This is a genomic window from Sphingomonas sp. NCPPB 2930, assembly GCF_042867205.1.
GTDB lineage: Bacteria > Pseudomonadota > Alphaproteobacteria > Sphingomonadales > Sphingomonadaceae > Sphingomonas.
This window is the reverse complement of record NZ_JBHZQU010000018.1, coordinates 24,892-38,209: the sequence shown is the minus strand read 5'-3', so window position 1 is coordinate 38,209 and position 13,318 is coordinate 24,892. Positions and strand designations below refer to the sequence as shown.

Here is a 13,318-nt window from a genome sequence, read left to right as displayed (position 1 = left end):
CGGAGACCCATATGATCGCGCTCCTCCCGCTCGCCCTGCTGGCCATTCAGGCCGCGCCCACCACGCCGACGGCACTGGCCACGGTCGAAGCCCCCAGGCCCGTCATGGTCCGGGTCGCGATGCAGACCAGCCTGGGGCCGGTCGTCCTCGACCTCGATCGCACCCATGCGCCGATCACCACCGCCAATTTCCTGCGCTATGTCGACCAGCACCGGCTGGACGGCGTGACCTTCTATCGCTCGGTCCGCGTCGCGCCCGATTTCGGTTTCGTCCAGTTCGGCATCCAGAACGAGCCCAAGCGCATCCTGCCCCCGATCGCGCATGAGCCGACGACGAAGACCGGTCTGAAGCATCTGGACGGCACCATCTCGATCGCGCGGCTGGCGCCGGGCAGCGCGCGGGGCGACTTCACCATCATGGTGGGCGCGCAGCCCTCGCTGGATGCCGATCCCTCCAAGCCCGGCGACAATCTGGGCTATGCGGCCTTTGGTCATGTGGTCGAGGGGATGGACGTGATCCACAAGATCCTCGACGCGCAGACCGACGCCGCCAAGGGGCCGTTCAAGGGCGAGATGCTGGCCGCGCCGGTCAAGATCCTGTCAGCCAAGCGGGTGTCGGTGACGCCGTGAGCGACAGGCTGCTGATCGTCGGCACGGTGCGGTTGCCGCCGGACAATCTGGACGCCGCCCGCCCCGTCATGCGCCGCATGGTCGAGGCCAGCCGCGCCGAGCCGGGATGCCTGGAATATGGCTATGCCGAGGACGTGCTCGATCCCGGCCTCATCCATGTGAAGGAGATATGGGTCGATCAGGCGGCGCTGGATGCGCATTTCGCGTCGCCGCATATCGCCGAATGGCGGGCGGCATGGCCGGCATTTGGCATCGGTGAGCGTGATCTGCGGGTCTATACGGTCGGGGAAGCCCGCCCTGTGTGATGCTCGGACCGACATTCGATCCGCCTATTCTTCCCTCTTCCTCCGCTGAGTCCATGGCCCCTGAAGGGCAGGGGGCAGGTACTCATGTCATCCTGCTCTATTTGCGGACGACGGGAAGTGCCGTCTTTCCGCCAGTCGGAGAGCCTTGACGTCATCCGTTTCGCACCGACGCGGATCGGCGGCCGCCCTCCCAAAAAGAAGGCGATTATGTAGTTTGCAAACAAATGTAACGCGTCAGTGATCGCCGCTCTCAAATAGCGCTTGTCCATAAGGCAAGTGGACGCCGAGCCGCTCGCGATAACACGCCGCATGACAGGGCCACGACTGATCGCCCTCGCCTTTGGTAAAAATGGCGAGAGTGCATGGGTCTAACCCAACCTCGGCGACAGGCTCGCCGCAGAAACAGCAAACGCCGTCAATCATTCTGGCATCTCCGACGAGGGCTCGTTTGCAAGGTATATAATCGCCAAAAAGAAAGGGGCCTTGCGGCCCCTTTCCCGTAGTGACATCGTGCAGGGGCTGGATCAGCCGCTGTAGTACATGTCGTATTCGACCGGGCTGGGGGTCATTTCCCAGCGCATCACTTCGCTCATCTTCAGCTCGATATAGCTTTCGATCTGGTCCTTGGTGAACACGTCGCCCTTCAGCAGGAAGTCGTGATCGGCGGCCAGCGAGTCGAGCGCTTCGCGGAGCGAACCGGCGACCGTGGGAACCTGGGCCAGTTCGGCGGGCGGCAGGTCGTACAGGTTCTTGTCCATCGCCTCGCCCGGATGGATCTTGTTCTGGATACCGTCCAGACCCGCCATCAGCAGCGCCGCATAGGCGAGATACGGGTTCGCCAGCGCGTCGGGGAAGCGCACTTCGACGCGCTTCGACTTCGGACCGGTGCCGTAGGGGATGCGGCACGAAGCCGAACGGTTGCGCGCCGAGTAAGCGAGCAGCACCGGCGCTTCGTAACCCGGCACCAGGCGCTTGTAGCTGTTGGTGGTCGGGTTGGTGAAGGCGTTCACCGCCTTGGCGTGCTTGATGATGCCACCGATGAAGTACAGGCACATTTCCGACAGACCCGCATAGCCATTGCCGGCGAACAGCGGGTTCTTGCCTTCCCAGATCGAGAAGTGGGTGTGCATGCCCGAGCCGTTATCTTCCTTGATCGGCTTCGGCATGAAGGTCGCGGTCTTGCCGTACGCATGAGCGACCTGGTGCACGACATACTTGTAGATCTGCATGCGGTCGGCGGTCTGGGTCAGCGTGCCGAAGGTCAGGCCCAGCTCGTGCTGCGCGGCGGCGACCTCGTGGTGGTGCTTGTCGCAGGGCAGGCCCATTTCGAGCATGGTGGTGACCATCTCGCCGCGGATGTCGACCGCCGAGTCGACCGGCGCGACGGGGAAGTAACCGCCCTTGGCGCGCGGACGGTGGCCGAGATTGCCGCCCTCATATTCGCGGCCGGTGTTGGTCGGCAGCTCGATATCGTCGATCTTGAAGTAGGAGGACGAATAGTTCGTGTCGAACTGCACGTCGTCGAACATGAAGAATTCGGCTTCCGGGCCGACATAGACGGTGTCGCCGATGCCGGTGGTCTTCACGAACGCCTCGGCGCGCTTGGCGGTCGAGCGCGGATCGCGGGCATACAGCTCGCCGGTCGACGGCTCGACGATGTCGCAGAACACGATCAGCATCGGGGTGGCCGAGAACGGATCGGTGTACACGGCGTCGAGGTCGGGCTTCAGGACCATGTCCGACTCGTTGATCGCCTTCCAGCCCTCGATCGAGGAGCCGTCGAACATCAGGCCGTCGGTCAGCTCATCCTCACCCAGGATCGAGGCGACCATGGTCAGGTGCTGCCACTTGCCCTTGGGATCGGTGAAGCGCAGGTCGATCCACTCGATCTCTTCGTCCTTGATCTTCTTCAGGATGTCGCTGGCCGTATTCGCCATGTGCCGTTCTCTCTCTGCTTGGCCGCCCTCCGGCGAAAGGCCGGGGCCGGTGATACGTGTTTAGCCGGGCCGAATGTCAGCCCGGTGACGGATGAGTGTCGGGTGCGTCAGATCGCCGCGTCGTCGCGCTCGCCCGTGCGGATGCGCAGCGCCGTTTCGACCGGGATCACGAAGATCTTGCCGTCGCCGATCCGGCCGGTCTGCGCGGCGGCGGCGATCGCCTCCACCACGCGCTCGGCCAGACCGTCCTCGACGACCACCTCCAGCTTTACCTTCGGCAGGAAGTCGACGACATATTCGGCACCGCGATAGAGCTCGGTATGTCCCTTCTGGCGGCCGAAACCCTTCGCCTCGGTGACGGTGATGCCGGACACGCCGATTTCGTGCAGCGCCTCCTTCACCTCATCGAGCTTGAACGGCTTGATGATCGCCTCAATCTTTTTCACGAGCCTGACTGTCCCCGATGATGTTCGAACCCTCGCCCGATCTCACGCGTTGCAGAGATCGTGCCAACTGGCTTCCCCTCCTGCGAGGGTAAGAAAATGGTCAGATTTGCGCCCGAAAAGCGGGCAAAAGGATGGATGCTGCTCAAATAATGGGCAGCGATCACAGGATGCCCCGCACGGCTTCGGGCGGGCGGCCGATGACCACGCCCTTGGGCGTCTCGACCAGCGGCCGCTCGATCAGGATGGGATTGGCGGCCATTGCGGCCAGCACGGTGGCGTCGTCCGCCTGTGCGAGCGCCTTCGCTTCGGCCTCCGCCTTGCGAAGCCCGTCGCGGGGCGCCAGGCCAGCCTTGGCATAGAGGCGCGCGAGTTCTTCGACGGAGGGCGGCGACTTGAGATATTCGACCACCGTCACATCGGCACCGGCGTCGTTCAGCAGGGCCAGCGCCTCGCGCGATTTGGAGCATCGCGGATTGTGATAGATGGTCGCCCGAATGGCCATGAGCGGCTTATGCGCTCCGCAGCGGTGAAAGCCAAGGCTCTCGTGACCGGAAAGAGCGGGACGGGCAGGGGGCCCGACCCGCTCGGAAATTCGTTTAGTGCTTCGCGGCGACCGGCATCCGCTTGAGCGCGCGGGCGACGGCGGTGGTGAAATGGTCGCCGGGCCGGGCCTTGCACTGGTCGACGACGACGGGCACGATGTTCTCGACCCCGTCGACGGTATAGGTCGGATGGGGCTTGCCCTTGGGGCCATAGTTCGCCGCATAGACGATCGCCTGCGGACGGAAGCTTTCATCCAGCAGGCCGAAGTCGTGGCACGACACGGTTTCCAGCTTCTTGCCGGACTTGAGCACTTCGATCACGCGCACGCTGCCGTTCTTGCCGGGCACATGGGCCTGTTCATAGACCCGCTGCGCCATGCTGGCCGATGGAAGCGCTGCGATGGCGAGGGCGGCCAAGGCGGGGAGGGGACGGAGAAGTTTCATCTGCGATACTCCTTTCATCAAAGGCACCGCAGAAATGCCGATTGTACGGACGATGTTCCGCCAGTGAAAGATTGTTCACCAGTCCTTCATTGATCGGGATGCGGCCTGGAAAACGAAAAGGGCGCCCGGTCCTGTGACCGAGCGCCCCTGATCGAACATGGAATGGGAAGGGATCAGGCCTGCTTGGCCAGCCACTCCTCCAGCCACTTGATCGTATAGTCGCCCTTCTGAAATTCGGGATCGTCCAGCAGCGACTGGTGGAGCGGGATGGTGGTCTTCATCCCCTCGATCACGAACTCCTCCAAAGCCCGGCGCAGACGGCGGAGCGCGCCTTCGCGGGTCGTGCCGTACACGATCAGCTTGGCGATCATGCTGTCGTAATAGGGCGGGACCTTATAGCCCTGATACAGCCCGCTATCGACGCGGACATGCATGCCGCCCGGCGCGTGATACATCTTCACCGTGCCCGGCGAGGGGGCGAAGGTGCGCGGATCCTCGGCGTTGATGCGGCATTCGATGGCGTGGCCACGGAACTGCACGTCTTCCTGGCGCAGGGTCAGCGGATGCCCCTCGGCGACGCGGATCTGTTCGCGCACCAGGTCCAGCCCGGTGATCATCTCCGTCACGGGATGCTCGACCTGCAGGCGGGTGTTCATTTCGATGAAATAGAACTCGCCATTTTCCCACAGGAACTCGATCGTGCCCGCCCCGCGATAGCCCATATCGGCCATCGCCTTGGCGACCACGCCGCCCATGCGCGCGCGCTCCTCGGCCGAGATGATCGGCGAGGGGGCTTCCTCCAGCACCTTCTGGTGGCGGCGCTGGAGCGAGCAGTCGCGCTCGCCCAGATGGATCGCGTTGCCGTTGCCGTCGCCGAACACCTGGAATTCGATATGCCGGGGGTTGCCCAGATATTTTTCCATATAGACGGTGGCGTCGCCAAACGCGGCCTTCGCCTCGGTGCCCGCCTGCTGCATCAGCGTTTCGAGCTGGTCTTCGGAGGGCACGACCTTCATGCCGCGACCGCCGCCGCCGCTGGCCGCCTTGATGATGACCGGATAGCCGATCTCGGCCGCGAGGGCCTTGGCCGTATCCAGATCCGAGATCGCGCCGTCCGAACCGGGGACGAGCGGCAGGCCGAGCGCGCCGGCGGTGCGCTTGGCCTCCACCTTGTCGCCCATAACCCGGATATGCTCGGGCTTGGGGCCGACGAAGATCAGGCCGTGCGCCTCGACGATCTCGGCGAACTTGGCGTTCTCCGACAGGAAGCCGTAGCCGGGGTGGATCGCATCCGCGCCCGAAATCTCGGCGGCCGAGATGATGTTCGGGATGTTGAGATAGCTGTCCGTCGCAGAGGGCGGGCCGATGCACACCGCCTGGTCGGCGAGGCGCACATGCATGGCATCGGCGTCGGCCGTGGAGTGCACGGCGACGGTCTCGATCCCCATCTCGTGACAGGCGCGGTGGATGCGAAGCGCAATCTCACCGCGATTGGCGATCAGGAGTTTCTTGATCTGCGCCAAGGCGGCTTACTCGACGACGACCAGGGGCTGGTCGAACTCGACCGGCTGGCCGTTCTCGACCAGGACGGCGGTGACGGTGCCCGCCGACGTCGCGGTGATCGGGTTCATCACCTTCATGGCTTCCACGATCAGCAGCGTGTCGCCCGCAGCGACCTTCTGCCCGATCGAGGCGAAGGGCTTGGCGCCCGGCTCGGCCGACAGATAGACGGTGCCGACCATCGGCGACTTCACCGCATTGGCCGAGACGGCCGGGGCCGAGGCGCCGACCTCTGCGGGTGCGGCGGTGGCGACGGGCGCGGCGGCCGGGGCAGCGACGGGCGCGGGCGCCGGCGCATAGCCCATCTGGGCGACGGCCGCGGCCTTGCGCGCGACGCGGATCTTGCGGTCGCCATGCTCGACCTCGATCTCGGTCAGGGCGGTGGCGTCGAGCAGCTCGGCGAGCTGACGGACGAGGTCGACATCGACCTTCATCGCTTGTTCAGTCTTTTCGGTCATGGGACGCGCTCCTGTCAGAACCGGGCCGCGGCTTCAAGCGCGAGCAGATAGGAATGCGCGCCAAAACCCGCGATTGTGCCTTTTGCGGCACGCCCGATGAAGCTTTCATGACGGAATGGCTCCCGTGCATGAGGGTTGGATAGGTGAACCTCGATCACCGGGGTCGTCACCGACTTGATCGCGTCATGGATCGCGATCGACGTATGGGTGAAGCCCCCGGCATTGAGCAGCACGGCCTTGGCCTCATAGGCCTGGGCCTCGTGCAGCCAGTCGATCAGATGGCCTTCATGGTTGGACTGGCGCATGTCGATCTCGAGGTCGAGCTCGCGGGCCCGATCCTCCAGCATCCCCGCAATATCGTCCAGCGTGTCATGGCCATAGATATGCGGCTCGCGCAGGCCGAGCAGGTTCAGGTTCGGCCCGTTGAGGACATAAACGGTCGCGGACATCCGCACTCCCATGGTTGCGGCTCGGAATGGCCGGGCCTAGATCGAGGGCCTTCCTTAACCGCATGCCCTATCCCACGTCGAGCGGGCAGCGACTTGCATGGTAAGTGACACAGATATGCCCCATACCGATGGAACCGTGACGATCACCGTGAATGGCGAGCATAAGCGGGTAAAGGCGGGCCTGTCGCTGGCCGATCTGGCGAGCCAGCTGGGGCTGGTGCCCGAAAAGGTGGCGGTGGAGCGCAATCTGGAGGTCGTGCCGCGCTCGACGCTGGCGCAGGTCGAGATCGAGGATGGCGACGAGATCGAGATCGTGCACTTCGTCGGCGGCGGCGATCATGCGGCTGCGGTCACGGACGATGATTCGTGGGAAGTCGCGGGGCAGCGTTTCCGCTCGCGCCTGATCGTCGGCACCGGCAAGTATAAGGACTTCGCGCAGAATGCGGCGGCGGTCGAAGCCTCGGGCGCGGAGATCGTCACCGTGGCGGTGCGCCGGGTCAACGTGTCGGATCGCAATGCGCCGATGCTGACCGACTTCATCGACCCGAAGAAGATCACCTATCTGCCCAACACGGCGGGCTGCTTCACCGCCGAGGACGCGATCCGCACGCTGCGGCTGGCGCGCGAGGCGGGCGGCTGGGACCTGGTCAAGCTGGAGGTGCTGGGCGAGGCGCGGACGCTCTATCCGGACATGGTCGAGACGCTGCGCGCGACCGAGATCCTGGCCAAGGAAGGCTTCAAGCCGATGGTGTACTGCGTCGACGATCCCATCGCGGCCCGGCGGCTGGAGGATGTCGGCGCGGTCGCGATCATGCCGCTGGGCGCGCCGATCGGCTCGGGGCTGGGCATCCAGAACAGGGTGACGATCCGCCTGATCGTCGAGGGGGCCAAGGTTCCGGTGCTGGTCGATGCCGGGGTCGGCACCGCGTCCGAGGCGTCGGTGGCGATGGAGCTGGGCTGTGACGGCGTGCTGATGAACACGGCGATCGCCGAGGCCAAGGACCCGGTGCTGATGGCCCGCGCGATGAAGGCGGCGGTCGAGGCGGGGCGCATGGCCTACCGCGCCGGACGGATGGGGCAGCGCCGCTATGCCGATCCCTCGAGCCCGCTCGCCGGGCTTATCTGACATTAATTTCAGGGAACTTGCCGCGTAACAAAGGGTTCTATCTCCGAGTGTTCAACGGGATGTGGCAATCCCCAGTAAATGGAGGCCCCGATGGGTGAGCTGACCGACAAGATCAAGGGCAACGTCAACGAACTGGTTGGCAAGGCCAAGGAAGCTCTGGGCGAGCACAACCACGACGCCGATCTGAAGGCGGAGGGTCAGGCCCAGCAGGTCGAAGGCAAAGGCCAGCAGGTAAAGGGATCGGTGAAGGGCGCGCTTGGCGACAACATCTGATCCTGCTATTCGCTTCTGACTAAAGCAATCAGCAACGAAACTCACCGCCTCGGCTCACGCCGGGGCGGTTTTGTTTTGCCTGGGGGCGATCGGGTGAAGTCCGGCAGGCCGTGGCGGCGTTGCTTGGATCGTCTTGCGGGTGTCGGAATGGGACTTTTGCGTCCTTTGCTTCCTGCCCCGGCGAGAACCGGGGCGGAAGGCAAATGACACCCGACCTAGCGCCCGGCGATTCGCGACAGGGTGGTGGCGGGGGTGATGATCTCGATATCGGTCTTCAGGTGAAGCAGCCGCACGCCCGGCTCCGCCATCGCGCGCGACAGGGCGGGGGCGAAATCCTCGGTCCGCGTCACCCTCTCGCTCCAGCAGCCATAGGCACGGGCAAGCGCGGCGAAGTCGGGATTGCCGAGCCGGGTTCCCGCCACGCGGCCGGGATATTCGCGCTCCTGATGCATCCGGATTGTGCCATAGCCGCCATTGTCGACCACGATCACCAGCATCGACACGCCATGCTGGACGGCGGTCGCCAGTTCCTGTCCGTTCATCAGGAAACAGCCATCGCCCGCCAGGGCGACGACCGTCCGGTCCGGGTGGCGCAGCCCGGCGGCGGTGGCGGCGGGCACGCCATAGCCCATCGCGCCGCAGGTCGGGGCAAGCTGGCACCCCGGCTCATACCGCCAATAGCGATGCCACCAGCCCGAATAATTGCCCGCGCCGTTGCAGAGGATCGAGTCGGCGGGAAGCGCCTCGCGCATCGCCGCGACGCACTGGCCGAGATCGAGCGTCACGCCCTCGCGCGGAGCCGGGTCGGACCAGGCGCGATAGGCGGCATGGGCTTCGGCCCCGGAGGGATGCGGCGTGGCGGCCTGCGTCGCCAGCAATTCCAGCATCCCCAGCGCGCGGTCCACGTCGCAGCACAGGGCCAGATCGGTGCGATAGGTGCTGTGCAGTTCCTCCGGGTCGGGATGGATATGGACCAAAATCTGCCCCGGATGGTCGGGGGCGATCAGGCTATAGCCATCGGTCGTCGCTTCCCCCAGCCGCGCGCCCAGCACGATCAGCAGATCGGCCGCCTTCACCCGCGCGACCAGCGCGGGATTGGGGCCATAGCCCAGATTGCCCGCATAGACCGGGCAGGTCGCCGACACCGCATCCTGACGCCGGAAGGCCGCGACCAGCGGAATGCCGGCCGCCTCGCCCCATGACCCGGCCAGCGCCACCGCGTCGTCACTCCAGTGCGCGCCGCCGATGATCGCCACCGGGCGCTCGGCCTTTTCGATCAACGCCTGCACGGCCATGACGTCCTCGATCCGCACATCCTGCGACGGGCGTTCGATACGGGGGCGGGCATGGCCTTCGACCAGGTCGCACAGCATGTCCTCGGGCAGCGCCAGCACGACCGGGCCGGGCCGCCCGCTCATCGCGGTGGCGTAGGCGCGGGCGACATATTCGGGGATGCGCGCCGCATCGTCGATCCGCGCGGTCCATTTGGCCAGCGGCGCGAACATCGCCTGGAAATCGACCTCCTGAAACGCCTCGCGGTCGCGGGTGCCCCGGTCGACATCGCCGATGAACAGGATCATCGGCTGCGAATCCTGTCGTGCGACATGGACGCCGATCGCCGCATTGGTCGCCCCCGGTCCGCGCGTCACGAAGGCGATGCCCGGCCGTCCGGTCAGCGTGCCGTCGGCGCACGCCATGAAGGTCACGCCGCCCTCCTGCCGACAGGTCACGAGGTCGATCGCGGGCGTGTCGTGCAGCGCGTCGAGCACCGCCAGGAAGCTCTCACCCGGCACGGTGAAGATACGGTCGCACCCCTGTTCGAGAAGCGCATCGACAAGCAGGCGTCCGCCGGTGATCTGGGTCATGGCGCCCAGCCTAGACCCGCTGCTTCGCAAAGCGCAAACGCCGGGTTGACCGGGCTCCACCGCTCCGCCTAACGCTCCGTCCATCATAGGGAGGACGCCCATGCAGAAGCTTTATCGCGACGCGGCCCACGCGCTCGACGGCTTGTTGTTCGACGGCATGACGATCTGCGCGGGCGGCTTTGGCCTGTGCGGCATCCCGGAGCGGCTGATCGACGCGATCGAGGCGACGGGGACCAAGGACTTGACCATCGCCAGCAACAATGCCGGGATCGACGGCGTGGGGCTGGGCAAGCTGCTCCGCTCGCATCAGGTCAGGAAGATGATTTCCTCCTATGTCGGCGAGAACAAGGAGTTCGAGCGGCAATATCTCAGCGGCGAGCTGGAGGTCGAATTCTGTCCGCAGGGCACGCTCGCCGAACGGTGCCGGGCGGGGGGCGCGGGCATCCCCGGCTTCTATACCAAGACCGGCGTCGGCACGAAGGTGGCCGAGGGCAAGGAAGTGAAGAGCTTCGACGGTGAGGACTATATCCTCGAACGCGGCATCCGCGCCGACCTGTCGATCATCAAGGGGTGGAAGGCCGATGAGGCCGGGAACCTGATCTTCCGAAAGACCGCGCGCAACTTCAACCAGCCGATGGCGACGGCGGGCAAGGTCTGCGTCGCCGAGGTCGAGGAGGTGGTGCCGGTGGGCAGCCTAGATCCCGACCAGATCCATCTGCCGGGCATCTATGTGAAGCGGATGATCGTCGGCGCGCCCTACGACAAGAAGATCGAGTTTCGGACGGTCCGCGAGCGGGCTTGATGGTTGGGGCAGGCCCCTCCCGCCTGTGGGAGGGGGAGCGTATCTGGCGGAGGGGGAGTTCATGAAACGTCTGATGTTGAACCATGTCGGTCGTCCCGCAAGCTCTCCCCTCCCGCAAGCGGGAGGGGTTGGGGGAGGGCTCCCCGGCTTGAGGCTGGCCCTGACCCTCGCCGCCGCCCTGTCCCTGTCCGGCTGCGTCGTCGCGGTCGGCAACACCAGTCCTGCCCCTCCACCCCCGGCGGCGGCGAACCCCAAGCTCGCCGGGATGCAATATCTCTACGGCTCGGCCGAGGCGGACGCGATCTCGCGCCAGGCCTGGAACGCGCTCGTCACCTATGCCGCCGACCAGGTCCGCCGCCCCCCGCGCGACAGCGTGGTGCTCCAGGAGGGCGCGACCATAGACAATCCGCGCTTCCTGTCCTGTGCGGGCAAGCGCCCGGCGGCGGTGTTCGACGTCGACGAAACCGTCCTCCTGAACCTGGGTTTCGAGCAGGACGATCTGACCGGCCGTGGCGACCGCGCCTTTCCCGGCCGCTGGAGCGCCTGGGAGAAAAGCGATGGCCGTGCCGTCCTGCCGACCCCCGGCGCGACGGCGGCGATTGCCGATCTGCGTGCGATGGGCGTGACCGTGATCTTCAACACCAACCGCGACGATGCGGCGGGCGCGGCGCGCGCGATCGATGCGGCGGGGCTGGGCCCGGCGGTGCATGGCGATACGCTGTTCGTGCGGACCGATACCGATACCGGCGACGGCAAGGACGCCCGGCGTCGACGGATCGCCGAACGCTATTGCGTGATCGCGATGGGCGGCGATCAACTGGGCGATTTCAGTGACTTGTTCAACGAAGCTGGCAGCGTGGCCCAGCGTCGCGCCCGTGCAGACGCCCCGCGCATCGCCGCCTTGTGGGGGCGCGGCTGGTTCGTCTTCCCGAACCCCGTCTATGGCAAGGCGCTGAAGGGTAGCGCGGACGACATCTTCCCCGCCGATCGGCGGTGGCACCCGATGGGAGAATAGTGATGGCCTGGACCCGCGACGAAATGGCTGCCCGTGCGGCCAAGGAACTGAAGGACGGCTTCTACGTCAATCTGGGCATCGGCATCCCGACACTGGTGGCCAATCATATCCCGCAAGGCGTTGAAGTCACGCTGCAATCCGAAAACGGGATGCTGGGCATCGGCCCCTTTCCCTATGACGATGAGGTCGACCCGGACCTGATCAATGCGGGCAAGCAGACGATCAGCGAGCTGCCGCACTCGGTCTATTTCTCGTCCGCCGACAGCTTCGCGATGATCCGCGGCGGGCATATCGACCTGACCGTGCTGGGCGCGATGGAGGTGTCGGAGGGCGGCGACATCGCCAACTGGATGATCCCCGGCAAGATGATCAAGGGCATGGGCGGCGCGATGGACCTTGTCGCGGGCGTCAAGAAGATCATCGTCGTCATGGAGCATAACGCCAAGGACGGCAGCCCGAAATTCATCCCCGCCTGCACCCTGCCGCTGACCGGGCGCAATGTGGTGGACATGATCGTCACCGATCTGGCCGTCTTCCAGCGGCCCGACCATGACAGCGCCTTCCGCCTGATCGAGTGCGCGCCGGGCGTCACGGCGGACGAGATCGCCGCCAAGACGACGGCGAAGTTCGAACGCTGATGGCCTATACCCTCGTCACCGCGAACCGGAATTATTCCAGCTGGTCGCTGCGTCCCTGGCTGCTGATGAAGGCGCTGGAGATCGGCTTTGCCGACCGCGTCGAGCCGTTCGCGGCGGCGGAGAATTACGAGGCGTTCCGCGCCTTTTCGCCGACCGGGCAGGTGCCGGTGCTGATCGATGGCGAGCGGACCGTGTGGGATTCGCTGGGCATCGCGCTCTATCTCGCCGAGCGGCATCCCGGCGTCTGGCCCGAGGACGAGGCGGCGCGCGCTTGGGCGATGTGCGCGGTGGCCGAGATGCATGGCGGCTTCGGCGCGCTGCGGGCCGAGCGGACGATGAATGTCGGCGTGCGCGTGGATGCCAGGCCGCCATCGGCCCGACTCGATCGCGACGTCGCGCGGTTGATCGAATTATGGGGCGAGGGGCTTTCGCGTTTTGGTGGCCCCTGGCTGGCTGGCGAGCGGTTTTCGGCGGTCGACGCCTTCTATGCGCCCGTGGCGTTCCGGGTGCGAACTTATGGGATCGATGTCGGCGTGGTGGGGGCCGCTTGGGTGGAGACGATCCTGGCGCATCCGGCGATGCTCGACTGGGAAGTGCAGGCGCTGGCCGAGACGTGGCGGGACCCGGATCATGAGATCGAGCTGGCCGGGTGCGGTGCGGTGACGGCGGATTATCGCGCGCAAGGATAGGGGGTGGGCGTGGCCTTCGACTTCGCTCAGGCTGAACGGAGCGAGGGAAGAGGCCCTCCACCACCGCCGTTCAGCCTGAGCGAAGTCGAAGGCCACTGGAATCCGCACCCAAAAGCGAAATAACATTGCGCCACACCTTT

The 13,318-nt window shown here is 65.6% G+C and carries 16 protein-coding genes; 8 read left to right on the top strand and 8 right to left on the bottom strand.

Features of this window, described 5'->3' with window-relative positions; translation table 11 throughout:
* Nucleotides 1–11: 11 nt before the first annotated feature.
* The gene (locus ACFX59_RS16190) at nt 12–629 is read left to right on the top strand and encodes a peptidylprolyl isomerase (RefSeq protein WP_387433688.1); all 618 of its coding nucleotides are present in this window, start codon (nt 12–14) and stop codon (nt 627–629) included.
* Nucleotides 626–934 carry a putative quinol monooxygenase gene (locus ACFX59_RS16185; protein ID WP_387433686.1) on the top strand — a complete coding sequence of 103 codons (309 nt, stop codon included), beginning with the start codon at nt 626–628 and terminating at the stop codon, nt 932–934. The genes ACFX59_RS16190 and ACFX59_RS16185 overlap by 4 nt, the downstream gene beginning before the upstream one ends.
* A 524-nt stretch (nt 935–1,458) precedes the next feature.
* Here the strand turns inward: ACFX59_RS16185 and glnA are convergent.
* The 7 genes from glnA to aroQ form a co-directional block, all read right to left on the bottom strand.
* Nucleotides 1,459–2,871, bottom strand: a complete 1,413-nt coding sequence (gene glnA / locus ACFX59_RS16180; protein WP_307104423.1) for a type I glutamate--ammonia ligase — start codon at nt 2,869–2,871, stop codon at nt 1,459–1,461.
* 107 nt (nt 2,872–2,978) lie between these two features.
* Nucleotides 2,979–3,317, bottom strand: a complete 339-nt coding sequence (locus ACFX59_RS16175) for a P-II family nitrogen regulator (protein WP_007405799.1) — start codon at nt 3,315–3,317, stop codon at nt 2,979–2,981.
* Between the two features lie 160 nt (nt 3,318–3,477).
* Nucleotides 3,478–3,813 (bottom strand): arsenate reductase (glutaredoxin), encoded by a 336-nt coding sequence (arsC, locus tag ACFX59_RS16170; RefSeq protein ID WP_387433711.1) that lies wholly within the window; start codon nt 3,811–3,813, stop codon nt 3,478–3,480.
* A 100-nt stretch (nt 3,814–3,913) separates the two neighbouring features.
* Complete coding sequence (locus ACFX59_RS16165) at nt 3,914–4,303, bottom strand: HdeA/HdeB family chaperone (RefSeq protein WP_387433683.1); 390 nt, start codon at nt 4,301–4,303, stop codon at nt 3,914–3,916.
* A gap of 173 nt (nt 4,304–4,476) precedes the next feature.
* Nucleotides 4,477–5,826, bottom strand: coding sequence for an acetyl-CoA carboxylase biotin carboxylase subunit (accC, locus tag ACFX59_RS16160; protein ID WP_309703603.1), 1,350 nt, complete (start codon nt 5,824–5,826; stop codon nt 4,477–4,479).
* 6 nt (nt 5,827–5,832) lie between these two features.
* Nucleotides 5,833–6,321, bottom strand: coding sequence for an acetyl-CoA carboxylase biotin carboxyl carrier protein (gene accB, locus ACFX59_RS16155; protein WP_387433680.1), 489 nt, complete (start codon nt 6,319–6,321; stop codon nt 5,833–5,835).
* Between the two features lie 14 nt (nt 6,322–6,335).
* Nucleotides 6,336–6,770: a type II 3-dehydroquinate dehydratase gene (gene aroQ / locus ACFX59_RS16150; protein WP_387433678.1), complete on the bottom strand. Its 435-nt coding sequence runs from the start codon at nt 6,768–6,770 to the stop codon at nt 6,336–6,338.
* 115 nt (nt 6,771–6,885) lie between these two features.
* Here aroQ and thiS point away from each other — a divergent pair, with 115 nt between their 5' ends.
* The gene (gene thiS, locus ACFX59_RS16145) at nt 6,886–7,896 is read left to right on the top strand and encodes a sulfur carrier protein ThiS (RefSeq protein ID WP_387433675.1); all 1,011 of its coding nucleotides are present in this window, start codon (nt 6,886–6,888) and stop codon (nt 7,894–7,896) included.
* Nucleotides 7,897–7,986: 90 nt separating this feature from the next.
* Nucleotides 7,987–8,169: a CsbD family protein gene (locus tag ACFX59_RS16140; protein ID WP_307104433.1), complete on the top strand. Its 183-nt coding sequence runs from the start codon at nt 7,987–7,989 to the stop codon at nt 8,167–8,169.
* A 215-nt stretch (nt 8,170–8,384) separates the two neighbouring features.
* On the opposite strand, the gene ACFX59_RS16135 is transcribed toward ACFX59_RS16140, so the two are convergent.
* The gene (locus ACFX59_RS16135; protein WP_387433672.1) at nt 8,385–10,034 is read right to left on the bottom strand and encodes a thiamine pyrophosphate-binding protein; all 1,650 of its coding nucleotides are present in this window, start codon (nt 10,032–10,034) and stop codon (nt 8,385–8,387) included.
* Between the two features lie 100 nt (nt 10,035–10,134).
* Here ACFX59_RS16135 and ACFX59_RS16130 point away from each other — a divergent pair, with 100 nt between their 5' ends.
* The 4 genes from ACFX59_RS16130 to ACFX59_RS16115 all read left to right on the top strand — a co-directional run bounded on the left by ACFX59_RS16130 (nt 10,135) and on the right by ACFX59_RS16115 (nt 13,178).
* On the top strand, nt 10,135–10,836 hold the full coding sequence (locus ACFX59_RS16130; RefSeq protein WP_387433670.1) for a CoA transferase subunit A: 702 nt from the start codon (nt 10,135–10,137) through the stop codon (nt 10,834–10,836).
* Nucleotides 10,837–10,984: 148 nt separating this feature from the next.
* The gene (locus ACFX59_RS16125) at nt 10,985–11,851 is read left to right on the top strand and encodes an HAD family acid phosphatase (RefSeq protein ID WP_387433667.1); all 867 of its coding nucleotides are present in this window, start codon (nt 10,985–10,987) and stop codon (nt 11,849–11,851) included.
* A gap of 2 nt (nt 11,852–11,853) precedes the next feature.
* Nucleotides 11,854–12,489: a CoA transferase subunit B gene (locus ACFX59_RS16120; protein WP_307104443.1), complete on the top strand. Its 636-nt coding sequence runs from the start codon at nt 11,854–11,856 to the stop codon at nt 12,487–12,489.
* A complete protein-coding gene (locus ACFX59_RS16115; protein WP_387433662.1) occupies nt 12,489–13,178 on the top strand; it encodes a glutathione S-transferase family protein in 690 nt (229 codons plus the stop codon). The genes ACFX59_RS16120 and ACFX59_RS16115 overlap by 1 nt, the downstream gene beginning before the upstream one ends.
* The last annotated feature ends 140 nt before the right edge of the window (nt 13,179–13,318 follow it).